We start from the raw sequence: 22,439 nt of genomic DNA, 5'->3' as shown, positions 1-22,439 counted from the left end.
TGGGCACATGACCAACAGCGAGGGAGCTGGGTCGGGAAGGAACGCATGTCCGGAGAGCGGATCAGCGCCGAAGAGTTCGTGGATGTCTCCACCCAGCCCGAGACGCGGGGCATCGAGGTCATCTCGGACGCCGAGCGGCACGGTCGTGCGCGGGACCTCTTCTTCGTGTGGGCGGCGCCCGGCGTCAGCATCCTCAACTTCACGGTGGGGGCGACCCTCATCCTCCTCGGCCTGGAGATCTGGCAGGCGGTCCTGGTGATCCTGGCGGCGGCACTCCTGTGGGTGTTCCCGGGGATGATCGCGATCAGCGGGCCGGCCTCCGGCACCTCCGGCTCGGTCGTCACGCGCGCGATGTACGGAGTCATCGGCAACAAGCTGTTCGTCGCGTTCGTCGGCTGGTTCATCGGGGCCGTGTTCCTGTCGCTGACCTGGCTCGCGTCGTCGTTCATGGGCGCCGATCTGCTGCGCCGCGTCGGCCTGACGGACCCGGTGTGGGTGCCGATCGGCGTGACGATCGTCGTGTCGGCGATCACGATCGCGGTCGCGATCTTCGGGCACGCGCTGATCCTGCGGATCTTCCCCGTGATGGCCGTCGCGCTGTTCGTCATCTTCGTCGCGGTGTCGCTCTTCATCCTCCCGACGGTCGACTGGGGCTACACCGCCGCGAACCCCCTGAGCGGCGTGCACCTGTGGTCGGCCATCTCGGTCGGGTTCACCATCCTCGCCTCCACCCCGCTGTCGTTCATCAACAGCCCGGACCTCGCCCGGTACCTGCCGCGCTCCACGAAGCCCACGCACATCGCCGCCGCGACCGCGCTCGGCGGCGCGCTGCCCTTCATCGTCTTCACGAGCATGGGCGTGCTGCTGGCGACCGGGCTGAAGGCCGGGGCGTTCGAGGCCGGGATCGACGTCGCGCTGTTCGACCTGCTGCCGGGCTGGATGGGCCCGTTGCTCGTCGTCGGCGTGATCATCAACACCATCGCGCTCAACGCGATGACCGCCTACTCGTCGAGCATGTCGCTGCAGGCCATCGGCTTCAAACTCAAGCGCATCCCGGCGGCGATCATCGTCGGACTGGTCGGCACCGCGCTCACCATCTACCTGGTGCTGTCGTCGAGCCTGCTGGAGGCCGCCAACCTGCTGCTGCAGTTCCTCGTGGTGGTGTCCGGCCCGGCGATGGCGATCTTCGCCGTCGACATCGTGCGCCGCCGCAACGTCTACGACGGCACCGACCTCTTCGACGACAGCCGGACCAGCCGCTTCTGGTACACCGGAGGCTGGAGCATCCCGGGCGTCGCGGCCCTGCTGGTCGGCGGTCTCACCACCGCGCTCTGCCTCTCGACCGATGTCTGGGCCGGGCCGATCGCCCAGGCCCTCGGCCACGTGGACCTCTCCGTGCCGCTCGGGATGATCGTCAGCGCCGCCGTCTACGCACTGTTGGGCCGCACCCGGCTCGGAAAGGAGGGCCGGCTGTGACCGCCGACGCCCCGCGCACGCCCGCGCAGAACACCACCACCCTCTACCGGAACGCCCGCGTCTTCACCGCCGCCGCCGACGAGGCAGACCGCTGGGCCGACGCCTTCGCCGTCGCCGGCGACACGATCGTGTGGGTCGGGAGGGCGGGCGAGGAGCCGCCCGCCGCCGACGCCACGGTCGACCTCGAGGGGCGTCTGGTGCTCCCCGGCTTCACCGACGCGCACACCCATGTGCTGATGATGGGCGCCGCGCTCGGCCAGGTGTACCTGACGGAGGCGCGCGACCTCCACGACATCCGCAGCCTCCTGCTCGCCGCTCGGGAGGCCGACCCGTCGGCGACCGTGCTGCGCGGTCGCGGCTGGCTCTTCGACGCGGTGCCCGGCGGCGCGCCCACGGCGGCCATGATCGACGAGGCGATCGCCGACATCCCTGTCTACCTCGACGCGAACGACTACCACTCGTGCTGGGTGAACACGGTCGCGCTCGCCGAGCTCGGCATCACCCGCGACACCCCCGACCCCATCGGCGGCGAGATCGTGCGCGACGCGTCGGGCGAGCCGACCGGGATGCTGCTGGAGACGGCAGCGACCCAGTACGCCTGGGCGCAACGCGACGAGGCCACGACCGACGCCGATCGCGACGAGCAGGTGCAGCGCACCCTCGACGCCTACCTCGCGACCGGTGTGACCGGTGTCGTCGACATGGCGATGGACGAGTTCGGTCTCGCCGCTCTGCAGCGCGCGCAGGAGCGCCACGGCGGCGAACTGCCCCTCCGGGTGGCGGTGCACTGGCTCGTCACCAACACCGGCGACGACGCCCGCAATCTCGCCCAGGTCGAGCACGCCGCGCGCCTGGCCGCCGCACCCGCGACACCGTGGCTGCGCGTGGTCGGCATCAAGCTCATCCTCGACGGCGTGATCGACGCCTGCACCGCGGCGATGCGCCACCCCTATGCGGACGGCAGCAACGCCGACCCGATCTGGCCGCTCGAGCGCCTCGCTCCGGTGGTGCGCGCCGCCGACGCCGCCGGCCTGCAGATCGCCCAGCACGCCATCGGCGACTACGCCAGCCAGATCGCGCTCGACGCCCTCGAGCAGGCCGTCGCCGCCAACGGCGACCGCCCCCGTCGCCACCGCATCGAGCACCTCGAGTACGCGGCTCCCGGCACCGCCGAGCGCATGGCCTCCCTCGGTGTGACCGCCTCCATGCAGCCGGTCCACTCGGACCCGGCCATCTTCGACAACTGGATGGCGATGCTCGGCGACGACCGGGTGGAGCGCGCCTTCCCGTGGCCGGAGTACGAGGAGGCCGGCGCCCTGCTCGCGTTCTCCACCGACTCGCCGACGGCGCCCCACCAGGCCCTCGCCAACATGTACGTCGCCTCCACCCGCGCCTCCGCCCTCGAGCCCGCGATCGCGGCCGTGCAGCCGCAGCACGCGCTGCCGCTGCAGAACGCGGTGGCGCACGCGACCCGCGACGCCGCAGCCTCCGTCGGCGACGGAGAGTGGCGCGGACGCATCGCCGAAGGCTGTGCGGCGGACTTCGTGGTGCTGGACACCGACGTGTTCGCGGAAGACCCGCGCGCGCTGCTGCGGGCCGAGATCGTACGGACGGTGGTCGCAGGGCGAGTGCGGTTCGAGCGGTAGATCTGCGGGAGCGGCCGCTGCGACTGCCGGTCCTTACTTGTAGAACTCTGCGACGCCACCGTGATGCGAGCATGCGCCCTGGTGGTGGGCCGCGTACGAGTAAGTGCCGTCGTTACAGCGTGCGGTCGCACCGTTTCCGGGAGTGGAGGGCTCTTCGGGTGCCGGCGCCGGCGCGGGCTGCGCCGGGGCCGGGGCCGGGGCAGGTGCCGGTGCAGGCTGCGCGGGAACGGGATCTATCGTCGGCGTCGGTTCCGGAGCCGCCGGGACGAACGGCGACGACTCGGCGCGCTGCTCGGCGCATCCGCCCAAGATGCTTGCCATCGCGTCGTGCTCGGCGCTGGTGACCCAGAGACCGTAGGTGGCCTTCACCGAAATCTGCCGAGCGACGTACTCGCAGCGGAAAGCTGCGCTCTTCGGCAGCCACGTGGCCGCGTCACCGGAAGCCTTCTTCTCATTCGAGGCTGCGTCCACTGCGATGAGGTTCAGCGGGTCGTTCGCGAAGCTGATCCTTTGGGCCTGTGTGAGCCCCTGGGCCCCGGTGACCCATGCGTTCTGCAGCGGCACGATGTGATCGATCTGGACAAGTGGGGACGTCTTGTCGCCGCGCACGAAATCGACCGTTGTGCCGGTGTATTGGTCGACCAGTGTGCCGGAGAGCACTCGGCATGCACCTTGTCGCACCGGATTCGTGAGATCGCGGGCGAGGATGTCGTTTCGCGTGTCGCAGTTGTTGCCGTCGACGTCGATCCAGGCAGGTCCAAAATCGGCTGTCCGCGCATATCCGGTGGACGCCGCTTTTCCCTTGACCGGGAGGGTCGCGAGAAGGTCGAGTGCCGTCGTCGACGTGGTGCTGTTGTCGGCGATGGCCACCGAGGGGCCGTCGCTGGTGATTACCGTTGCGGGATCGAGTGGCTCGGGCGTGAATGTCGGCGTCGGAGATGCGAACGGCGACGCCGTTCGCGCCGTGATAGTCGGCTGGGCGGCAGAGATCCCCTTCGCCGATGACGAAGGGTGCGTGGCCGAGAACACGCTGGTGCCGATGATCAGGAGGACCAGGGATGCCGCTGCGATCCCGCCCGCGATCGGGCGCGACTTCGGCAGCCGAGCCCAGCTCCGGCGCATTGTGATGAGAGTGTAGACCGCCGTGATCCCGGCGACGAACGCCACGAAGACCAGGAACGTACCGACGCCGGCGGATGCCGCGGAGAGCCCGAAAACCACAACGAGGGCGCCACCCACCCAGGTGCTCGGCGGGGTCTTCCGTCCCGACGCGGAGATCGAGTCGATCGGGCAAGGTGCCCCGGTCCGGGGCGCGGTGTGAGTGGACCAGGCGGTCCCGTCCCACCACCGCAGCTCTGCCGCGTTATCGGGGTTCGGGTACCACCCGGCGGGCGGCAGGGGAGGCGAAGACGGGGTGATCATGAAGGACTCTCTGGTTCGGGTGGGAGCAGGCTATCGACGCCGGGATTCCCTGGACACGGCTTCGCCCCCGTACTGGGGGCCGTCCGGATCGGGAATGTGACCTTGGTTGTAGCGCTTGACCTCAAGCGCTTGAGGTCTGTTCTGATGGGGACATGATCACGTTGGCCATCCAGGACGTCTCCCGGCAGAGCGGGCTCAGCGAGCCCACGCTGCGCTACTACGAGGAGGTCGGCCTGCTCGGGCCGATCGCCCGGGACGCGAGCAGCGGGCACCGGCGCTACAGCGAGAGCGATCTCGACGAGGCGCAGGTGCTCGCCTGCCTGCGGGCGATGGGCATCGGCATCGACGACATGCGTACGTACCAGCTGAACCGGCGGCGGGGGCGAGAGGCGGCGGGGCAGCAGCGCGACATCCTGCTCCGTCATGCCGACCGGGTCGAGGAGCAGATCGCGACCCTCCGCGTTCACCTCGACTACCTGCGGGTGAAGGCGTCGCTCTGGGATGCCCGTGATCGTGACGACGTCGCCGCGGAGGCGGAGGCGCACGTCGAACTGGAATCCATTCTTCCCCGACTCGAGGAGACCCTCCGATGACCGATTCGCCCACCATCCTCGTCACCGGCGGCACCGGCTACCTCGCCACCCGCCTGCTCGCCGATCTGCTCGCGGGCGGCGCCGACGTGCGCACGACCGTGCGCTCCGCCGACCGGGCGGACGAGGTCCGTGCGGCCGTCCGTCGGGCCGGCGCCGACGACGCCGGACTGTCGTTCGCGACGGCCTCCCTCACCGACGACGACGGGTGGGCGGCGGCTCTCGCGGGAATCTCCGATGTCTACCACGTGGCGTCGCCGATGATCCAGACGGCGGACCCGGCCGAGGTGGTCGTGCCCGCCCGCGACGGAGCCCTCCGCGCGCTGCGGGCGGCCCGCGATGCCGGTGCCCGCCGGGTCGTGCTGACCTCGTCCTTCGCGGCGGTGGGGTACTCGCCCAAGCCGGTGCGCGACTACGACGAGCGCGACTGGACCGACCCTGCCACACCGGGCCTCCCGGCCTATCCGCTGTCCAAGGCGGTGGCGGAGCGCGCCGCCTGGGATTTCGTCGAGCAGGAGGGCGGCGGTCTCGAACTGGCCGTGGTCAACCCGACCTGGATCGCCGGCCCGACGCTGACCGCCTCCGCACGCTCGTCGTTGGCGCTCTTCACCGGGATGCTCGACGGCACGATCCCGGCCGTTCCCCGCCAGCGCTTCGGGATCGCGGACGTGCGGGACGTCTCGGCGGCGCACCGCGCGGCGATGGACACGCCGGCCGCCGCGGGCAAGCGCTACCTGGTGCTCGCCGACGGCCCGACGATGACCTTCCTCGACGTGGCGAACGTGCTCCGCGCCGAACTCGGCGACCTCGCCTCACGTGTGCCGACCACCGAACTGCCGGGCGACGAACCGGCGCCCCTCACCATCCGCAACGACCGCGCGAAGGCCGAACTCGGCCTCCACCCGCGACCGGCCGTCGAGACGATCGTGGAGACGGCGACCAGCCTGCGGGACCTGGGGTTGCTGGGGCGGACGGGCTAGAAGCGCAGCCGACCCCCGGTCCGCCCAGGGGCCGCGGCGATGCGCTAGCGCCGGAGACCTGTGTCGACACGCCGCTCAACTCGCCGCTCGAACGGAGATCCGGGCGGATGCCGGCAAGATCTCCGGAATTGTCGGGTTGGGGACGCGCCGCTCACTCGCCGGAGAAGTCGAGCGCGTCGTCGGCGACGGCGATGACGGACCAGGTTCCGCCGTCCGCATCGGTCAGCTCGTAGGCGGGGACCAGGAGCACGCTCCCGTCGGGCTGCCACTGGCTGGCGAGGCCGAGGCGGGCGCTGACGATGTGAACGCGGTGCACCGGCCACGCGAGCGGGGTGCCGGCCGAGGGGGCCGCGGGCGGCTGTGTGGCCGGAGCGGTCGCGCCGTCGGTCGCGCCGTCCGCCGGGACCGGTGACATGGCGGGCGCGCCGTCCTGTACGGCGCGCGCGGCGAGCGGCATCGCGGTCTGCGTCGGGCCGAACCGCGGGTCGGAGAGTCGCTCGAACGCCTTCTGGGCGCTGACGACCGGGTAGTCGCCGGCGCTGACGACCGGGGCGAGGAAGCCCGAGGCGCTGACGATCCCGCTCTCGGCGAGCTCGAGCGACCAGGACTGGTCCACCCGCTGGCCGTCGACCACGAGCCACGCCTGGGCCGTGCGGGTGACGGCACCGTCGTAGGTCTCGGAGGTGAACTCGAACGAGCCGGGGTCGCGCCCCGCCGACGTGATGAGCGAGCGCAGGGCGGAGATCGCCGCGTCGGCCGAGGGGAGGGGTGCGGTGGGCGTGCAGGAGGGGGAAGGGGTGCTGCTGCCGTCGCCGCCGACGCGGGGTTCGGTCGTGCACGCTGCAGGGGAGAGCGCCCAGTCCGAGTAGAAGAAGCTCAGGGTGCCGTCGAGGCCGACGCTCAGAGCGGGCGCGGTGCCGTCCTGCGGGCCCGTCGTCCAGGATCCGCCTTTCAACTCGGGGGTCGCGCTGAGGCCGAGCGCGCCGGCGAGGGCGGCGACGGTCTTCGTGTCGGAGGCGGATCGGGGGTCGAACCCGTACGATTTCGCCGTGCCTCCCGAGCCGGAGAGCCCCGACGCGGTGAAGCTGTTGCGGCCGAAGCCGAAGCGGTACGCCAGGTCGGAGGCCGACCCCGAAGCGGAACGCGGCGCGAGTCCGCCCTCGGTGGCGGTGGCTCCCGCCGACCCGCCCACCGCCCCGCCGCCCGGACCGCCCAACGAGATCGGGGCGGCCGCACCGCCCGCGAGTGTCGCGCCCGTCGTCGTGGTGCCGATGGCGAAGCCGGCGCCGCCGATGATCGCGATGGACGCGGCGACCGCGGCGATCGGGCGCCACAGCGAGCGGCGACGGGAGCGGGCCGCCCCGAGGTCGGCAACGGGGGCGGCCGTTCCGTCTGCGCCGTCGGTGCCATCCGGTTCCGCGGTCGCCCGCGCGATCACGTCGGCCACGAAACCGTCCGAGGGCTCTACGCCCGCCGCCGGGTCGGTGGCGCGCAGTCGCGCCAGCGGGTCGAGCTCGTTGTCGTCGGTCATGTCGATCACCCTCCGTGGGAAGCCTTCATCCCTGTCTCTGTCCGCGCGGGCGCGGATCTTGCACGTCAGAAGGCGTGCCTCTCCCCCCACGCCTCGCGCCGGCGCTTGCGGGCGCGGGAGAGCGCCGAGTCCGCTCCCGACCGCGAGACTCCGAGGACCGCGGCCAGCTCGGCGCCGTCGAGACCCTCCCAGGCGTGCAGCAGCAGGATGCGACGGTCGCGGTCGCCGACGCTCATGAGCGCCCCGCGCAGTTCCGCGTCGACGAGGGCGCTCAGCTCAGGATCCTCTCCGACACGGGCCTCGCCGGCCTCGGGTACCTCCGCCACCGGAAGGTCGACGGCTTTGCGGCGATGGTTGGCGAGGGTGAACCCCGCCGTGCGGTAGAGCCAGGGGAGCACAGCCGCGTCGGGCACGTCGTCGCGGCGCCGCCACGTGGTCGCGAACACGTCGGCGGCGAGATCCTCGGCATCCTGACGCGGGCCGCGCCGCGCGAAGTACCGGACGAGCGCGCCCGAATGCTCGCGCACCACGGCGGTGAACCAGTCGGCGTCGTGCGCGGGTGCGCGGGAATCGTCGTCGGGCATCGCCACCCCCTCGATGGTGTCGGTGTCACGGTCGGTGTCGTCGTCGGCTGCGGTCCTGGCGATCCTCACACTCCGGTTGTGTCGAGTATCCCGTGGATCTTGCAGGCGGGGAGGTCATCGGTTCCCGTTCCCTCTTGACGCTTCACTTGCTTTTTGCAAGTATGACTTCCGTCAGGAGTTCAGAACCGTCGAAGGAGACCACGATGACCGCGATGTTCGTCAACCTGCCCGTCACCGACCTGGAGCGCGCGAAGGCGTTCTACACGGCGATCGGCTTCCGCATCAATCCGCTGTTCACCGATCACAATGCGGCGTGCGTCGTGGTGGAGGAGGACCACAGCTACTTCATGATCCTGGTGCGGGAGTTCTTCCAGACCTTCACCGACCTCCCCATCGGCGATCCCGCGACGAACCCCTCGGTGTCGACGGCGATCTTCCTCGACAGCCGCGAAGCGGTGGACAAGGCCACCGCAGACGGGCTGGCGGCGGGCGGCTCGGAGGCGCGACCCGCCGCCGACTACGGTTTCATGTACCAGCGCCAGCTGACCGACCCGGACGGCAACATCCTCGAGTTCGGGTGGATGGACCCGGTCGCCGCCCAGCAGGGGCCCGAGGCCGTGGCGAATCAGCAGGCCTGAGGTCGATGGCCGTACGCGACTACGGGCAGTACTGCGGGGTCACCCGGGCTCTCGAGCTGGTGGGAGAACGCTGGGCGCTGCTCATCATCCGCGACCTGCTCGTCGGGCCGCGCCGCTATGGGGAGCTCGCCGCGGGTCTGCCGCGCATCCCGAGCAACATCCTGGCGGCGCGGCTCAAGGAGCTGCAGGAGGCGGGCATCATCCGCCGCGCTCCGCGCTCCCGCATCATCGTCTACGAGCTGACCCCGTACGGTCGGGAGCTCGAACCGGTGGTGCTCGCGCTCGGCGCGTGGGGCTTCAAAGCCATGGGGGATCCGCGCGAGGAGCAGATCGTCACCCCCGACTCGATGACGATGGCGTTGCGCACGGCGTTCCGCTCCGAGGTCGCCGCGGAGTTGCCCGCCACGGTCTACGGCGCGCACGTCGGGGCGGCCGAGCTGCTCATCCGGGTCGATGGGGCCGCGCTCGACGTGGCGCGCGGCGACGGTCCGGCCGACCTGGCCTTCGCCGCCGGGCCCGGCATCCGCCGGCTGATCTCGGGTGAACTCGCCCCCGGCGCGGCGATCGCGTCCGGAGTGGTCGAGGTGCTGCACGGGCGTGGCGAACTGCTCGACCGGTTCGCCGACACGTTCCACCTGGCGGCCTGAGGGCGCGGGCCGCAACTGCGCCGACCTCTGTTCACCCGCATCCGGCACACTGGACGCGGGAGGTCGTCATGGAGAACCGTGGAACGTCGTGGGCGTCGCTCGAGGTCGAGGCCTGGGGGCCGACCCGCGAGACGCTGCACATGTGGCTGCAGATCGTCGGCAAGCTGCGGATGGTGGGTTCGCCGTTCGTCAACCACTGGTGGCATGTGACGTTCTCGCTGAGCGCCCGAGGGCTGACGACCGGTGCGATCCCCGTCGACGGCGGGGTGCTCGACATCGAGTTCGACCTGCTCGACCACCGCCTGGTGCTGCGCACGAGCGACGGCGGCCGCGAAGAGCTCGCGTTGACGGCGATGACCGTCGCCGAGTTCTACCGCCGCACCTTCGACGCCCTCGGCCGTCTCGGCATCGCGCTGGAGATCGTCCCGACGCCGAACGAGGTCGTCCCGGCGATCCCGTTCGCCATCGACGAGGAGCACTGCACGTACGACTCCGGGCAGGTCCACGCGTTCTGGCAGCAGCTCATCCGCGCGGACGGGGTTCTGCGACGCCTGCGCGCGGAGTTCCGGGGCAAGGCGAGCCCCGTCCACTTCTTCTGGGGCGCCCTCGACCTCGCGACCACGCGCTTCTCCGGCCGCCCGGCTCCCGTGCATCCCGGCGGCGTGCCGAACTGCCCCGATCGTGTGATGGTCGAGGGGTACAGCGATGAGATCAGCAGCTCGGGGTTCTGGCCCGGAGGAGGCCGTGAGGGCGCCTTCTACTCCTACGCGTACCCGGAGCCGGCCGGCTACGCGGAGACGCAGGTGCCGAAGGGCGCGTACTACGACCCGGCGCTGGGCGAGTTCCTTCTGCCGTACGAGGTCGTTCGCCAGGCGGGGGACCCGGAGGCCCTGGCGCTGGAGTTCCTACGGGTCACGTCGGCCGCGGCAGCGCGGCTGGGGGAGTGGCCGGCGATCGGCTGACCTGCCGAATCGCTCCGCCAGCACCCGCACCGCCGTCTCCCGATCGGCCGTGCCGCCGGCTTCGTGCCCGGCGCCCGGCCACTCGCGGAAGACGACCGGCGCCGCGTAGGCCGTCGCCGCGGCCCGCGCGGTCGCCGGCGGGCAGATGTCGTCGGCGAGCCCGTCGGAGATCCAGCCGGGTGCGATGGCATGGCGGGCGGAGGTGACGCCGTCCACGTATGCGAGGGTGCGAGCGACGGCGGCGGCTCGGGCGGGATGCTCGGTCAGATAGGCGCGCAGCTCCGTCCACGGGCCCGCTGCCGCCTGCTGCAGCGCGAGCGGTGCCGCCGTCAGGAACGGGGCCTGCGCGAGCACCGCGACCAGGTCGGGCACGAGCGCGCCCGCGCCGAGCGCGATGCCGCCGCCCTGACTGTTGCCGATCATCGCGACCCGGGAGGGGTCGACCTCGTCGAGTGCGCGCACCGCTTCCACGGCGCGGACGGCGTCGACGAAGACTCCTCGGTAGTACGACCGGCGGGGGTCGTCGATGCCGTCGAGGAGGTGGCCGGTGCTGCCTCCCCCCTGCGCGTGCGTGCCGACGGTGAGGTGGGCGTGCCCCGCGGCGGACCAGGTGAGATCGTCGATCGGCGAGAGCCGTCCGGCCCCGTAGCCGTTGGCGTGCACCACGGCCGCCAGGGGACCGCTGCGCTGGCGCGGGACCCGCAGCCACGCGCTGACGGGCCGGCCACCGGCGCCGCGGAACGAGAGGTCGAAGACGTCGACCGTGGTCAGGCCCGTGTCGACTGGGGTTCGGCGGAGGTCGAGGGGGTGGCGATGCGCGGACTCCAGGGCCTCGTCCCAGTACGCGCGGTAGTCAGCGGGCGTCGGCAGGAGTTCGTGGCCCAGAGGAGCGGGGAACGGGGATGTCACGAGGCGCAGGCCTCCAGCCGGGCTCCGGCGGCGAGCGCGTCCTCGTTCCAGCGCGCCGCCAGATCGAGGGCGCGATCGCCGGAGACGCCGGCATCGAGCACGCAGACGCCGTCGGGAGCACCGGGCCGCCCGGCGAGGGCCTCCGCCGGCAGGCGGACGTACCCCTCGCCGAGCGACGCAGGGTCGCTCCGATCGCGGTCGCCGTCGGTGATCGAGTCTCCGACGAACACGGATCGGGCGGGGTGGGACATGGTGCTCCTCCTGGCGGATGCGGTGCTACGGCTTCTTCACGGTGTACTGGAAGATGTCGTGCCGCAGCACGTCGCCGGACACCTTCACGACCGTGATGCGGTGATCGCCGTCGCGCAGCCCGTCCACGCTGAAGAGCGTCCGGCCTGTGCGTCGAGCATCCGACCGCGTGTCGACGGTCTTCGCAAGCCGTCCGTCGATGTAGACGGCGGCCTTCCCCTGGTCGGGTCCGGTGTCGCCGATCCAGGAGACGCCGGTGCCGCGGAAGGCGAGGTCCACACGGTCACCGTCCTTCGTGGTGGCGTGGACGTCGTCGTGCGCGTCGCCGCGGAACTGGAACCCGAGCGCGGCGGTGCCGTCCGGCAGACCCGCGAGGTACTGCGCCCGCAGCGTGACGGTGCTGCCGGAGACGGTGTAGTCGGCCCCCTTCTTCAGCGCACTGCCGTCGCGGACGATCCCGGCGAGCTCGCCGCCGTCGCGGAGCAGCGTGACCGGCACGTCCGCCGGGGACGCCTTGTCGAAGACCGCCACGTCGGGCTGCAGGAGGCTCTCCAGCGTGACATCGAGCTTGTCGAGCAGCATGAACGCGCCCGATTTCTTGACGACCCGGAGGGTGTGCGAGCCGTTCGGGAGGCCGCCGACGCTCCACGCGACCTGTTGCGCCAGGCGGGGCTGGCCCGCGTCGCGCCCTGTGCTCACCGTCTTCTGGAACTGACCGTCGAGGTACACGTCGACGTCGCCCTGCGACGGGTCGAGCTCGGTCACGTAGTCGATGCCGGTGCCGGTGAAGGTGTACTGGAACGACGAGCCGTCGGCCTCGACGTAGTGCACGTCGTCCCGGAAGTCACCGAACCCGCGACCCCCGCTCTGGCCCCAGGAGCCCGAGTAGACGATCCCGGCGTCACCGTCGTTCACCGCGACGACGCGGCTCGACGCGGGAGGCGTCGGCACCTGCCCGGCCGCCGAGTCGCCCACGGCGACCGGGAGCTGCTGCGTGGTCGCCGGGACCTCGAGGCCGCCGTTGCGCGTCCACGCGCCGGTGTACTGGACGCGCTGCGCGTCGTCGTTCAGGGCGACGGCGGTGCCCTTCTTCGGAGTGACCTTCAGCAGGCGCGCGCCGTGGATCGGGACGGTCTGCCCGGTGAACGTCGTGTCGAACGTTCCGAGGTCCTTGCCCGCCCAGAGATCGCGGACGCTCGCGGCGCCGGTCAGCCCCAGGTCGGACCAGTTCGCCGTGACGTCGGCGTCGGTGCGGCCGAGGTTGAACAGGGCCACGGTGTAGCTGCCGTCGGCGTTCGGGGCGTACCAGACCTGCTTGTCCGTGGCGGTCGAGACCGGCTGCGCGGGCGTGCCGGTCTGATTCACGCCCACGACCTCCTTGTTCGTCAGGAGGTCGACGCCGTACTGGTCGAGCTTCGTCAGGTCGTTGCCGACATACATCGGCGCGGCGGAGATCGCCCACAGGGTGGTCGCGGTGCGGCGCTCGTCCTTCGTCAGGCCGTCCATCGTCCCGTTGCCGACGTCGAGCGAGTCGAAGTCGTTCCATCCGCCGGGCCCGGCGTGCCGCCACCAGTCGGCGGCACGCGGGAAGAGGCGCGCGATGTTGTCCCATTGCGTGAGAGCGACTCCCGCGCAGTAGCACTCGACGTCCCACTCCACGCGCCAGCCGTTCGCGTACTGCTTCCACGTGTCCGCGTAGTCGATGTCCAGCGCCCACGACAGCTCGAACCAGATGCTCTTCGCCTTCAGCGCCTTCGACCAGGCGGCGACGTCGTCGCGGGCGTCCAGCGACAGGTCGCTGACACCCGATCCCGGGGTCACGCTGTCGAACTTGACGAAGTTCACGCCCCACGCCGCGAGCTGGTCGACGATCGAGTCCACGTACTTCTGAGCGCACGGGTTCGCGAAGTCGATGCGGTAGCCGATCTTCCAGTAGTCGGCCTGCTGCAGCGGCTGCTTCACGATGTCGTGCGTGGTGCAGCCGGGGGCGTTCGCGATCGGGTACGCCTTCTCGTACACGTCCGGCGAGATGCCCGGGATGAAGTACAGCCCGAACTTCTGGCCGTTCGCGTGTACGTGGTCGATCACCTTCTTCAGCCCCCGCGGGTAGAGGGTCGCGCTCGGCGTCGGCCGTCCGTTGGCGTCGACGCCGTCGTTCCATCCGGAGTCGACGTTGATGCGGTCGTAGCCCGCCTTGCCCAGCTTCGTCTTCATGGCGTCGGACTGGGCGATGATCTGGTCCGCCGTGATCCACTTCGAGTCGCCGCTGTAGACCTGCATGCTGTAGCTGCTCCAGCCCAGGTAGGGCTTCGTGGCCCAGCTGTCGACCGCGGGCGCGGTCGGCGCCGCGATCGTGGGCGCGGGGGAGGACCCGCGAGCGGTGGAGGGGGCGGTGGTCGGAGCCGGGGTGGGAGCGGTCGAGGGGTCTGCCGTCGCCGACGCCTCCGGGCCGGGGGCCGACGTGCTGGTCGCGGACGGCGTGGGCTGCGATGCGGACGGCTGCGGCGTGGACGGATCGGTCGGGGCCGGCGCGCTCGTCGACGGCGAGCCCGTCGGTGACCCCGTCGGTGCGGCGCCGGCCGGAACGGCGGCCGTGGCCACCAGTCCCAGGGCCGCGATCGACACGACGAGGGCCTGCAGGCTCCGTCGCGCGCGTGTCTGGCGTGTCATGCGGTCTTCCTCTCTGAAGCGCTCGGACGCGTCGGTGCGCCCGGGCGGTTATTGCGGTGGGCCGTCTGGGGGGCGGTGCCGCTCCCCGGTGCGCGGCGGCATCACGCCACCCGCTCCAGGTCGAACAGCATCGCCTGCTGAGGGTTGAGGGTCGGCAGCGGGACGCCCGCGACGCCGAGCACGGCGCTCGGGAGGACGATCCCGTCGGCGGCGAGCGCGGCCGTCACCCACGAGGGGTCGACGGCCTCGTGCCGGCTCGCGAGCCCGAAATCGTCGCGCACCCGCACGCGGTAGCGTGCGCCGTCGTCGAGTCCCGGGAATCGGACGCGTCCGGACTGGCCGGGCTCCGAGGTCGCGAGCCGCGCCCAGGTGAAGAGCGCGCGGCTTCCGTCGTGGGCGACGATCCCGGTCAGGGCGGCGGTCGTGTCGGACAGGTCCGCGTTGACGATGCGGCCGCTGTGGATCAGCCCGCGCAGCTCGCGGTAGGCCGCACCCCAGCGCGCGATCCGCTCGAGGTCGTCGTCGTCGGCCTCCTGGAGGTCCCACTCGATGCCGGCGTGCGCGGTGAGGGCGACGACCAGTCGGAACGACAGGTCGGTGCGGCGGGAGGTCGTGTGGGAGCGCTCGGCGCCGAGGTGCGAGCCGATCAGCTCCGGCGGTACCAGCATGCGGGTCCAGCGCTCGATCTGCAGGCGCTCCACGGGGTCGTTGCAATCGGAGGCCCAGACACGGTCCGTGCGGTCGAGGATGCCGAGGTCGACGCGGCCGCCGCCGCCCGAGCAGGTCTCGATCTCGAGGCCGGGGTGCCGTTCGCGGAGTGTGTCGAGCATCCGGTAGAGGGCGAGGGTCTGAGCGTGCACGGCGGGACGGTCGCTGCCCGACCGGCCGCTGACGGCCTCCGAGAGGTCGCGGTTGTGGTCCCACTTGATGTAGTCGACCGCGTACTCGTCGACGATCGCGCTGATCCGGTCGAGCACCAGCTCGTAGGCGTCGGGTCGGGTCAGGTCGAGCACGTACTGGTTGCGCGCCGTCGCGCCGAGCCCCTGGCGCGGGCCGAGCACCCAGTCGGGGTGCTCGCGCGCGAGGTCGGAGTCGAGGTTGATCATCTCGGGCTCGAACCAGATGCCGAACTGCATGCCGTGCGAGCGGACCAGGTCGACCAGCGGGGCGAGCCCGTCGCGCCACACGGCACGGTCGACCACCCAGTCGCCGAGCCCGGCGTTCGCCTCCCGGCGCCCGTCGAACCAGCCGTCGTCGAGCACGAAGCGCTCCACGCCGACACGCGCGCCGCGCTCGACGAGAGCGGAGAGCCGCTCGACATCGTGGTCGAAGTAGACGGCCTCCCACGAATTGAGCGTGAGTGGACGGGGAGACGACGGATGCGTCGCCCGGGCGCGCAGCCGACGGTGGAGGCGGTCGGCGACGCCGTCGAGGCCGGCGCCCGACCAGACGAACAGCGCGGTCGGCGCGTCGTAGCGCTCGCCGTCGGCGAGCAGGATCTCGCCCGGCCGCAGTCCTTCGCCCGCGCCGAGGACGGCGGCGAACGGGCCGGGGCTCTCGGGCAGCTTCTCGACGACGTACTCGACGTCGCCGCTCCACGCGAGGTGCGCCGCCCAGGCCTCGCCGCGCCCGAACCCGAGGTCGTGCGTGCCCGCGACCACAAGGAACGGGGAGTCGTGTCCCGGCTTGCCGCGCCGGCTGCGGCGCACGTGGCTGCCGTAGAGCAGCGCGCCGCGCTGGGGGGCCCGCTCGCGGCACCACTTGCCGCTGAAATCGAGCACGTCGGTCGCGCGGTCGGGGAGGGGGAGGAGGACGCGGAGGGCGTCGAGCGCGTACGGGGCTGTGGCGCCGACGCCGTCCGCCGCGCCCAGCAGGGTGGTGTCCCGCACCACGGAGACGTCGGCGGCGAGCACGCCGAACGGGTCGAGGGCGAGCGAGACGGTCGAGCGGAGACCGGTCACCGTGTCGGCGAGCTCGACCTCGACGCGTCCGCCTGCCGGGGCGTCGGGGGTGCCGTCGGTGCGGTGCCGCACGGCGACCGTCTCGGGCCGCGGGGTCGTGGCCGACCCGGCGGCGTGCCCCTCCTGCGCCGGTGTCCCCGCCCAGCCCTCGAGCTCCGTGGGCCACAGGCTGAAGACACGGGCGACATCCGGCGAATTGTTGAGCACGGCCGGCCCGGCGGTCGCGCGGAGACCCTCCAGCGCCGCCTCGTCCAGGGGGCCGAGGTCGCGGCCCCAGTGCAGGATGCGCGGCACCCGCCCGGCGGCGTCGAGGACGAGGGAGGCGCCTGCGGCGCGCAGCGAGAACGCGCTGCCGTGGCTGTCGGGCATGGATGGGCTCCTAGCGGCTGAGTTACTTGACAGTGTCAATTAACCATGCCTACTGTGACTCCTGCAACCCCGAGAAGGAAGACCGATGTCGATCTCCACCGTCACCACCCCCGACCGGCCGAAGCCGTCGGCCGGCGCTGCGCGACGCCGGCGCCGCGGCGCGGTCAACGCCGCAGCTCCCTCCCACCGCGGCGACGCGCGGCTGGCCTGGCTGCTCATCGCTCCGGCGCTGCTCGGCTTCCTGGTCTTCGCGCTGTACCCCACCGTTCGCGGCATCTACCTCAGCTTCACGGACTTCCGCCTGCTGAGCGCCCCGACCTGGATCGGGGTGCAGAACTTCGTCGACCTGTTCCAGGACGACACCTTCTGGCAGTCGCTCGGAATCACCCTCTACTTCGTGCTCATCGCCGTGGTGCTCACGCTCGCCGTCTCGATCGTCACCGCCGCCGTGCTCCACCGGGTCACGACGTCGACGGTGCTGCGGGGGCTCATCATCCTGCCCTTCCTGATCTCGGGCGTCGTCGCGGCCACGGTCTGGTCGTGGATGCTCGATGCGCAGCTGGGCATCGTCAACCAGGTGGTGCACGCGCTCGGAGGAGAGGGCATCAAGTTCCTGACGTCGCGCGAATGGGCGATCCCGTCGCTCGCACTCATCCACGTCTGGAAGAACATGGGCTACACGTCGATCATCATCTTCGCCGGAATGCAGACGATCCCGCCGTCGATCTACGAGGCGGGGCGGATCGACGGCGCCAGCGAGCCGAAGATGTTCTTCCGCCTCACCCTGCCACTGCTGCGCCCCATCCTCGCGCTCGTCGTCGTGCTGAATGTCATCGGCGCGTTCCAGGTGTTCGACATCGTCTCCGTCGCCACCAAGGGCGGACCGGCGCACGCGTCGAACGTGCTGCAGATGTACATCTACCAGAAGGCCTTCGGGCAGTTCGACTTCGGCTACGCGTCGGCCATGTCGCTCGCGCTCTTCGCCATCCTCATCGTGATCACCTTCGTGCAGATGCGTCTGCTGCGCGCGAGCGAATCGGACAACGCCTGATGACCGCAACCACCGCACCGGCCCCCGCGCAGGCCGCCGCCCGCCCGCCCGCCACCGCACCGTCGCGTCGTCGTCGGCGCCGTCCGAGTGTCGGACGCACCGTCGCCTGGATCTATCTCGTGGCGATCGTCGTCGTGACGATCTTTCCCTTCTACTGGATGCTGCGCTCGGCGCTGTCCAACAACTACGCCATGATCGCGAACCCCTCGTCGCCGCTCCCCGTCGGCTTCACCTTCGGGCCCTTCCTGCGCGTGCTCGGCCTCGAGGACCCGCAGGAGGCGGTCGCCCAGGGCGGATCGGGCGCCACCGTCGAGATCCTGCACTACCTCCTCAACTCGGTCGTCTACGCGACCGTGTCGACGGTGCTGATCGTGTTCTTCTCGCTCATCGCCGCCTACGCGTTCGCGCGTCTGGAGTGGCGCGGCCGGGAACTCATGTTCTCCCTGTTCCTCGCGGCGCTGATGGTGCCCGGCATCCTGACCCTGCTCCCCAACTTCGTGCTGATCAAGGAGCTCGGCCTGCTGAACACGTTCGCCGGCATGATCCTGCCCGGCGCGCTGTTCTCGGCGTTCAACATCTTCTTCCTGCGGCAGTTCATGCTCGGCCTCTCGACCGAGATCGAGGAGGCCGCGCTGCTCGACGGTGCGGGCAAGCTCCGCATCCTGTTCCGGCTGACCATCCCGATGACGAGCGGGCCGATCATCACGCTGTTCATCCTCGGGTTCATCGGGATGTGGAACGACTACTTCTGGCCGCTGCTGGTGACCACCGACTCCAGCGTGCAGCCGCTGACGCTCGGCCTCGCCGTGTTCAAGCAGTCGTCGCCGCAGACGATGCCCGACTGGGCCGGCCTGATGGCCGCCACCCTGGTCGCGGCGTTGCCGATGCTCGTCCTCTTCATGGTGTTCGGCAAGCGCATCGTGAACTCGATCGGGTTCTCGGGGCTCAAGTGAGCGCGCAGACGCTCCAGCTCGCCTGGCGGGACCCGGCGGAGCACTGGGAGGAGGCCGTCCCCCTGGGCGACGGGCGTCTCGGTGCGATGGTCTTCGGCGGCGCCGACGGCCGCTACCAGGTGAACGACGCCACCGTCTGGTCGGGCACGCCGGCGCTCGCCGCAGCCGAGCTGCGACGCGTGGTCGCGGGCGGCGCAGGCCCCGAGCGGCTCGCGGAGGTGCGGGAGCTGCTGGCCGCCGGGGACCTCGACCGCGCGGAGGCCGTGCTCATGACCTTCGAGGGCCGATACTCCCAGGAGTTCCTGCCCTTCGTGGACCTGCACGTGCGCATCCCAGAGGCGGTCGTCGCGGGCGGGGAACCCGCTCGCGTGCTCGACCTCGACCGTGCGTTCGTCGAAGAGGCGCTCGAGGTCGGCGGCGCCCGCCTCACCCGGATCTCGTGTGTCGAGGAGCACGCTCTCGTCATCGAGATCGACTCCGACGAGCCGCTGCCGGAGGTGCGCGTCGAGCTCTCGTCGCCGCTGCGTGAGCTCGCCCGCGCGTCGCACGCCGCGCCCGGCGATCTGACCCTCGACGTCGCCGTCCCGGTCGACGGGGCACCGCTGCACGAGCCCTCCGTCGTCCCGCCGTTGCGTTACGCGGCGGCGGACGACGACTGGGACGGCTTCGCGACGGCGGCCCTCGCCGTGCGGAGCGACGGCACGACGGAGGCGGACGACTCCGGTCTCACGATCCGTCATGCCCGTCGGCTGCTGATCGCCCTCTCGTCGTCGACCCGCGCTGAGTCGTGGTGGGCCGGCGCGGACGACGAGGGCCGGAGCGTCTCCCGAGAGACGATCCGGGACCGCGCCCGGGCGCGTGCCGCCGAAGCACTCGGCGCGCACGCCGCCCGTCACACCGGGAGCGCCCTGACGCGCCACCCGGCGGCGGCGCGGTTCGCGATCGGCGGTCAGCGCGAGGGCCGGTGGGAGATAGACGGCGACGTGCTCCACGGCGACGACGACATGCTGCGCGCCACGGTCGCGGCCGAGTACGGCCGCTACCTCCTCACGGCGTCCTCGCGAGCCGGGGGCCCGGCGGCCAACCTCCAGGGCATCTGGAACGGGGAGCTGCGACCGGCGTGGTCGTCCAACTACACGCTCAACATCAACACCCAGATGAACTACTGGGCCGCCGGTCCGCTCGGCCTCCCGGAGGCCGCGGAGCCGCAGCTCGCGCTGGTCGAGCGGATCGCCCGCACCGGGCGCGACGTCGCCCGCGAGCTCTACGGCGCCCGCGGCTGGGTCGCCCACCACAACAGCGATCTGTGGGGGTGGAGCCTGCCCGTCGGGATGGGGCGCGGCGCTCCGAGCTGGGCGATCTGGATGATGGGCGGCGTCTGGCTGTGCCACTCCCTGTGGGACCAGTACGAGTTCGACGGTGACGTCGCGCTCCTGCGCGACCGCATCTGGCCGCTGCTGCGGGGCGCGACGGAGTTCTGCCTCGACTGGCTGCAGCTCGACGCGTCGGGGGCCGGGCACTTCTCGCCGTCGACCTCCCCCGAGAACATGTACCGGGACGCGGACGGCACTCCCCGCGCGCTCGGCCTCACCGCGACGATGGACCGGGAGCTCATCCGCGCGCTCTTCCAGCGCGCGCTCCGGGCCATCGACACCGTCGACCCCGGCGACCCGCTCCGCGGAGAGATCACGGCTGCGCTCGCCACGATTCCGCTTCCCGGCATCGGCCGGGACGGACGCCTCCTCGAATGGTCGGTGGAGGTCCCGGAGCACGAGCCGGCGCACCGCCACCTCTCGCCCCTGGTCGGACTGCATCCGCTCGATCTGGTGACGCCCCAGGCGACGCCGGAACTGGCCGAGGCGTCCCGGAGCTTTCTGGACGCCCGTGGCCCTGGCGCGATGGGATGGTCGTGGGCGTGGAAGATCGCGCTGCGCGCCCGGCTCGGCGACGGCGACGCCGCCCACGCCCTCCTCGCCGAAGCGCTCACCCCCTACAGCGGGGACGCGCGGAGGCACGGACCGGTCGACGGCTCGGAGTGGGGCGGACTCCTGCCGAACCTGTTCAGCACCCACCCGCCGTTCCAGATCGACGGCAACCTGGGCTTCCCCGCCGGCATCGCCGAACTGCTGCTGCAGAGTCACGGCGGTGTCGTCCACCTGCTCCCGGCGCTGCCCGCGGCCTGGCCGTACGGCCGCGTGGACGGCCTGCGCGCCCGCGGTGGCATCGCCGTCGACCTGGAGTGGGCGGACGGAGGCCTCGTGCGGGCGGTCCTGCACAACCTGCGACCGGAGGCCGTCGCCGTGCGCGGCCGGCACTCCGGTGCCGATTTCGACGTCGAGCTGGCTGCGAATGGTCGCTCCGTCGTCACGAACCCACCACATCCATCCCCCTCCGGCACCGACGACGGTGTCCGGGCACTCACAGTGAGGAACTCATGAAGAAGCTCCGCATCATCGCCGGCATCGTCGCCGCCGGGCTCGCCGCCGCAGGACTCGCGGCCTGCTCGACCGACGGCGGGTCGGGCGGCAAGGTCACCGTCAACTGGTGGACGTGGGACGACAAGCAGGCCGCCAACTACAAGCTCTGCATCCCGGGGTTCGAGAAGGAGAACCCCGACATCACGGTGAAGATCTCGCAGTACAACGTGAACGACTACTTCACGAAGCTCACCGCCGGGTTCGTCTCGGGCACGGCCCCGGACGCCTTCCAGAACAGCGTGCCGCTGCTCGGCCAGTATGCGGGCCAGAAGCAGATCATGCCCCTCGACGACCTCATCAAGAAATCGGACTTCGACCTGTCGAAGTTCGACATCGGCGTCGACTCGTGGAAGTACACCGACGGCAAGCAGTACGGCATCCCGCTCGACTGGGCCGGCGCCGCGATCTACTTCAACGAGGACCTGGTGAAGGCAGCCGGTCTGACCGACGACGACATCACGACGATGACGTGGAACCCCGATGACGGCGGCACCTTCGACAAGGTCGTCTCGCGTCTGACGGTCGACGTCAACGGCAAGCGCGGCGACGAGCCGGGCTTCGACAAGGACCACGTGAAGACCTACGGCATCGGGACGCTCGCCGCGAGCGACTTCAACGGCCAGACCTCGTGGAACCCGTTCGTCACCACGCTCGGCTGGAAGCTCGGCGGCGACGCCACGGCGTGGCCGAAGGTCCTCCCGTACGACGACCCGCGCATGACCAAGACGCTCGACTACATCCGCGGCCTCGGCGACCGCGGGCTGATGCCGAAGTTCGGCCAGTTCACGATCTCCGCCGCCGAGCAGATGGGCGCCGGGCAGGTCGCGATGGCGCAGGACGGCACCTGGAGCGCGACCTCCATCACGAAGGTCCCCGGCGTGAAGGTGGGCATCGCCCCGACCGTCCAGGGGCCGGACGGCACCCGCGGCATGATCAGCAACTCCAACGCGAACAACATCTTCGCCGGCACGAAGCACGTCGATCAGACGTGGAAGTGGGTGTCGTACATGGGCACCGCGGACTGCCAGACCATCGCGGGCAAGACGGCGACCTTCCTGCCGTCGATCGCGTCGGCCCTCCAGTCGACGGTGGACGCGCAGAAGGCGGACGGCGTGGACATCTCGAGCTTCATCGACGCGCTGAAGAAGAAGGAGCTCTACCCGGCTCCGCCGATCGCGAACGGTCAGGAGATCACCGATACCCTGCAGCCGATGTTCGAGGCGTTCTTCAGCGGTGAGGGCGACGCGTCGTTCCTGAAGTCCGCGCAGGAGAAGTCGAAGGCCATCCTCGCTAAGAAATAGCACGGGCGGCGCGGCGGGCGGGA

At 71.2% G+C, this 22,439-nt stretch carries 18 protein-coding genes and 1 pseudogene; 11 read left to right on the top strand and 8 right to left on the bottom strand.

Going from position 1 to position 22,439, the window contains the following annotated elements; all coding sequences use genetic code 11:
- Positions 1 to 45: 45 nt before the first annotated feature.
- Together LLS1_RS14640 and LLS1_RS14635 are read left to right on the top strand one after the other, a co-directional pair.
- On the top strand, positions 46 to 1,476 hold the full coding sequence (locus LLS1_RS14640; RefSeq protein WP_226656641.1) for a cytosine permease: 1,431 nt from the start codon (positions 46 to 48) through the stop codon (positions 1,474 to 1,476).
- Positions 1,473 to 3,122 (top strand): amidohydrolase, encoded by a 1,650-nt coding sequence (locus tag LLS1_RS14635; protein WP_226656640.1) that lies wholly within the window; start codon positions 1,473 to 1,475, stop codon positions 3,120 to 3,122. The genes LLS1_RS14640 and LLS1_RS14635 overlap by 4 nt, the downstream gene beginning before the upstream one ends.
- A gap of 33 nt (positions 3,123 to 3,155) precedes the next feature.
- On the opposite strand, the gene LLS1_RS14630 is transcribed toward LLS1_RS14635, so the two are convergent.
- Both LLS1_RS14630 and LLS1_RS19555 read right to left on the bottom strand, forming a co-directional pair.
- Positions 3,156 to 4,289, bottom strand: a complete 1,134-nt coding sequence (locus LLS1_RS14630; RefSeq protein WP_226656894.1) for a DUF1524 domain-containing protein — start codon at positions 4,287 to 4,289, stop codon at positions 3,156 to 3,158.
- A 138-nt stretch (positions 4,290 to 4,427) separates the two neighbouring features.
- Positions 4,428 to 4,544 (bottom strand): annotated as a pseudogene (locus LLS1_RS19555) (DUF2510 domain-containing protein); the annotation flags it as partial.
- A gap of 152 nt (positions 4,545 to 4,696) precedes the next feature.
- On the opposite strand from LLS1_RS19555, the gene LLS1_RS14620 reads away from it, so the two are divergent.
- Complete coding sequence (locus LLS1_RS14620; RefSeq protein ID WP_223359098.1) at positions 4,697 to 5,137, top strand: MerR family transcriptional regulator; 441 nt, start codon at positions 4,697 to 4,699, stop codon at positions 5,135 to 5,137.
- Entirely contained in the window at positions 5,134 to 6,114 is a 981-nt protein-coding gene (locus LLS1_RS14615; protein ID WP_226656639.1) for an NAD-dependent epimerase/dehydratase family protein, read from the top strand. The genes LLS1_RS14620 and LLS1_RS14615 overlap by 4 nt, the downstream gene beginning before the upstream one ends.
- A gap of 151 nt (positions 6,115 to 6,265) precedes the next feature.
- Here the strand turns inward: LLS1_RS14615 and LLS1_RS14610 are convergent, their stop codons facing one another.
- Positions 6,266 to 7,645, bottom strand: coding sequence for a hypothetical protein (locus LLS1_RS14610; RefSeq protein ID WP_226656638.1), 1,380 nt, complete (start codon positions 7,643 to 7,645; stop codon positions 6,266 to 6,268).
- Positions 7,646 to 7,710: 65 nt separating this feature from the next.
- The gene (locus LLS1_RS14605) at positions 7,711 to 8,298 is read right to left on the bottom strand and encodes an RNA polymerase sigma factor (protein WP_308443818.1); all 588 of its coding nucleotides are present in this window, start codon (positions 8,296 to 8,298) and stop codon (positions 7,711 to 7,713) included.
- 134 nt (positions 8,299 to 8,432) lie between these two features.
- Here LLS1_RS14605 and LLS1_RS14600 point away from each other — a divergent pair, with 134 nt between their 5' ends.
- The 3 genes from LLS1_RS14600 to LLS1_RS14590 all read left to right on the top strand — a co-directional run bounded on the left by LLS1_RS14600 (position 8,433) and on the right by LLS1_RS14590 (position 10,476).
- The gene (locus LLS1_RS14600; RefSeq protein WP_226656637.1) at positions 8,433 to 8,867 is read left to right on the top strand and encodes a VOC family protein; all 435 of its coding nucleotides are present in this window, start codon (positions 8,433 to 8,435) and stop codon (positions 8,865 to 8,867) included.
- A gap of 5 nt (positions 8,868 to 8,872) precedes the next feature.
- Positions 8,873 to 9,514, top strand: coding sequence for a helix-turn-helix domain-containing protein (locus LLS1_RS14595; protein WP_226656635.1), 642 nt, complete (start codon positions 8,873 to 8,875; stop codon positions 9,512 to 9,514).
- 68 nt (positions 9,515 to 9,582) lie between these two features.
- On the top strand, positions 9,583 to 10,476 hold the full coding sequence (locus tag LLS1_RS14590; protein WP_226656633.1) for a DUF5996 family protein: 894 nt from the start codon (positions 9,583 to 9,585) through the stop codon (positions 10,474 to 10,476).
- On the opposite strand, the gene LLS1_RS14585 is transcribed toward LLS1_RS14590, so the two are convergent.
- The 4 genes from LLS1_RS14585 to LLS1_RS14570 form a co-directional block, all read right to left on the bottom strand.
- Positions 10,420 to 11,385, bottom strand: a complete 966-nt coding sequence (locus tag LLS1_RS14585) for an acetylxylan esterase (RefSeq protein ID WP_226656631.1) — start codon at positions 11,383 to 11,385, stop codon at positions 10,420 to 10,422. The genes LLS1_RS14590 and LLS1_RS14585 overlap by 57 nt on opposite strands.
- Positions 11,382 to 11,636: a hypothetical protein gene (locus LLS1_RS14580; protein ID WP_226656629.1), complete on the bottom strand. Its 255-nt coding sequence runs from the start codon at positions 11,634 to 11,636 to the stop codon at positions 11,382 to 11,384. Before LLS1_RS14580 ends, LLS1_RS14585 begins: the two co-directional genes overlap by 4 nt.
- 25 nt (positions 11,637 to 11,661) lie before the next feature.
- Entirely contained in the window at positions 11,662 to 14,304 is a 2,643-nt protein-coding gene (locus LLS1_RS14575; protein ID WP_226656627.1) for a X2-like carbohydrate binding domain-containing protein, read from the bottom strand.
- A 101-nt stretch (positions 14,305 to 14,405) separates the two neighbouring features.
- A complete protein-coding gene (locus tag LLS1_RS14570; protein ID WP_226656625.1) occupies positions 14,406 to 16,634 on the bottom strand; it encodes an alpha-galactosidase in 2,229 nt (742 codons plus the stop codon).
- 85 nt (positions 16,635 to 16,719) lie between these two features.
- On the opposite strand from LLS1_RS14570, the gene LLS1_RS14565 reads away from it, so the two are divergent.
- The 4 genes from LLS1_RS14565 to LLS1_RS14550 are packed head-to-tail and all read left to right on the top strand — an operon-like array spanning position 16,720 to position 22,416.
- A complete protein-coding gene (locus tag LLS1_RS14565) occupies positions 16,720 to 17,685 on the top strand; it encodes a carbohydrate ABC transporter permease (RefSeq protein ID WP_226656624.1) in 966 nt (321 codons plus the stop codon).
- The gene (locus LLS1_RS14560; protein WP_226656622.1) at positions 17,685 to 18,638 is read left to right on the top strand and encodes a carbohydrate ABC transporter permease; all 954 of its coding nucleotides are present in this window, start codon (positions 17,685 to 17,687) and stop codon (positions 18,636 to 18,638) included. Before LLS1_RS14565 ends, LLS1_RS14560 begins: the two co-directional genes overlap by 1 nt.
- Positions 18,635 to 21,076: a glycoside hydrolase N-terminal domain-containing protein gene (locus LLS1_RS14555; RefSeq protein ID WP_226656620.1), complete on the top strand. Its 2,442-nt coding sequence runs from the start codon at positions 18,635 to 18,637 to the stop codon at positions 21,074 to 21,076. The genes LLS1_RS14560 and LLS1_RS14555 overlap by 4 nt, the downstream gene beginning before the upstream one ends.
- Positions 21,073 to 22,416: a sugar ABC transporter substrate-binding protein gene (locus LLS1_RS14550; protein ID WP_226656618.1), complete on the top strand. Its 1,344-nt coding sequence runs from the start codon at positions 21,073 to 21,075 to the stop codon at positions 22,414 to 22,416. Before LLS1_RS14555 ends, LLS1_RS14550 begins: the two co-directional genes overlap by 4 nt.
- Positions 22,417 to 22,439 lie beyond the last annotated feature (23 nt).

Source organism: Leifsonia sp. LS1, from assembly GCF_020521355.1.
In the GTDB taxonomy this organism is placed as follows: Bacteria; Actinomycetota; Actinomycetes; order Actinomycetales; family Microbacteriaceae; genus Leifsonia.
Note: the sequence above shows the minus strand (reverse complement) of the source record. Positions and strands in the feature narration are given on the sequence as shown.